The organism is Vibrio sp. Vb1755 (assembly GCF_033338635.1).
Lineage (GTDB): Bacteria > Pseudomonadota > Gammaproteobacteria > Enterobacterales > Vibrionaceae > Vibrio > Vibrio alginolyticus.
The window spans coordinates 1-1192 of sequence record NZ_JAWOTA010000250.1 but is presented as its reverse complement, the minus strand read 5'-3'; the positions used below and the strand labels follow the sequence as shown (position 1 = coordinate 1192).

Sequence of the window (1192 nt, the reverse complement as noted above, 5' to 3'; positions counted from 1 at the left end):
AAAGACCCGAGAATGACTTCGGGTCTTTTCATTTGTTCTGCGTTAAGAGCTTTGTGTTGCTTCCGCTTTACGCCGTTGGGTTAAGTATTTCACCCAACTCTTGGCTTGATGCGATGGTTTGATTTCATTCGCACGTTTCGCATTCGCCAATGCGTCATCCAATCGATTCAACTTGTAGTAGGCTCTGGTTTTGATGAGCGCGACGTCAGCATTACGACCTTTTACCTTATCCAAAGCAGCCAATGCTTGTTGGTAATGGCCTTGTTGAACAAGTAGCTGAGAGTAGTTCCAGTAGTATTTAGAATCCAACTTCGCGGCAACTCGCCAACTATCGATGGATTTATCCCACTCTTTTGCCATCTGCCAATAGGTCGCCTGCTGAGCTTTTAACTGGCTATCGACGTTAAGGTCTTCCAACTGCTCCATAATTAAAGCAGCACGCTCCGGGATTCCACGTTTCGCATAAAGCTGTGCCAGCAGTTTAAAATCATCTTGACTGAGCGCGACACCTTGTAGCTTGGCTAAAGCCATTGAATCTAGTGCGCGTTTGCTGTCATCGACACGTAAATGCAAAGCGACGAGCTGACGCCACCACTCAACTCGTTCAGGCTCAATTGCAATCAAACGTTTGATGGTGACAATAGCAGGCTGCCACTTTTTGAGTTCCAGTTCAGACGAAAGCTTAATCGACAATGGACCGAGTTCATCTGGCTGACCAAACTTCTCGTAGCGACCCATCGCTGACAGCACTTTATTCCATTGGCTCAACTGGTAATGCGATTGTGCTATGCGCAGCTAAACTTCATGAGCTTTCTTGTTTTTTGGTACGGCTTTACTCAACTCGTAATAGTGCGGCAAGGCTTTAGCAAACTGTTGTTCATTCAACAAAATATCCGCTAGCATTTTACGTGTTTGCCACGCTTGCTCGTCTTGCAATAAACCGCTGCTTACCGCGAAATCCAGTTGCTTGATAGCAGGCTTAACTTGCTCATTCTGCCAATAAAAAATACCGAGCATACGAGCAACAAACGCTTGATCGTAGCCACGCGATAGGTCTAACGATTCGAGAGTTGAGATCGCTTCTTTAAGCTTCTCTTCTTGAGCTAAGCTGTGCGCACGCTGCACTCTAGATGCGGTGTACTGGCTAAGCTCTTGAGCTATCGCCCTCGCTGCGGTCAAACTAAGCAGCGTT

Annotated in this window: 1 pseudogene; it reads right to left on the bottom strand. The window is 46.6% G+C overall.

The features are described from left to right. Nucleotides 1-42: 42 nt before the first annotated feature. Nucleotides 43-1188 (bottom strand): annotated as a pseudogene (locus tag R7E00_RS24290) (tetratricopeptide repeat protein). Nucleotides 1189-1192 lie beyond the last annotated feature (4 nt).